The organism is Tepidibacter mesophilus (genome assembly GCF_002724055.1).
In the GTDB taxonomy this organism is placed as follows: domain Bacteria; phylum Bacillota; class Clostridia; order Peptostreptococcales; family Peptostreptococcaceae; genus Tepidibacter_A; species Tepidibacter_A mesophilus.
The window spans coordinates 1-336 of record NZ_BDQY01000086.1; the positions used below are offsets into that span (position 1 = coordinate 1).

General features: G+C 54.2%; 3 tRNA genes. All 3 read right to left on the reverse strand.

Features of this window, described 5'->3' with window-relative positions:
* Positions 1–39 precede the first annotated feature (39 nt).
* A tRNA-Pro gene (locus Tmeso_RS16045) sits at positions 40–116 on the reverse strand.
* Between the two features lie 17 nt (positions 117–133).
* Positions 134–209, reverse strand: a tRNA-Trp gene (locus tag Tmeso_RS16050).
* A gap of 6 nt (positions 210–215) precedes the next feature.
* A tRNA-Ile gene (locus tag Tmeso_RS16055) sits at positions 216–292 on the reverse strand.
* Positions 293–336: the final 44 nt, after the last annotated feature.

Genomic DNA, 336 nt, shown 5'->3' on the forward strand with positions numbered 1-336 from the left:
AGGCGTGCGCTCTAACCACCTGAGCTATAAGCCCTTACTTGGTCGAGGTGGAGGGACTCGAACCCCCGGCCCCATGGTCCCAAACCACGTGCGCTACCAAACTGCGCTACACCTCGATACTTAAATATTAAATTGGCAGGGGTGACAGGACTTGAACCCACGACATACGGTTTTGGAGACCGTCGTTCTACCAACTGAACTACACCCCTATAAAGTGGTGGGCCTTCAGGGACTCGAACCCCAGACCTACCGGTTATGAGCCGGGCGCTCTAACCAACTGAGCTAAAGGCCCACTTTATGTGTTTTATGGTGGGCTTAGCTGGACTCGAACCAGCG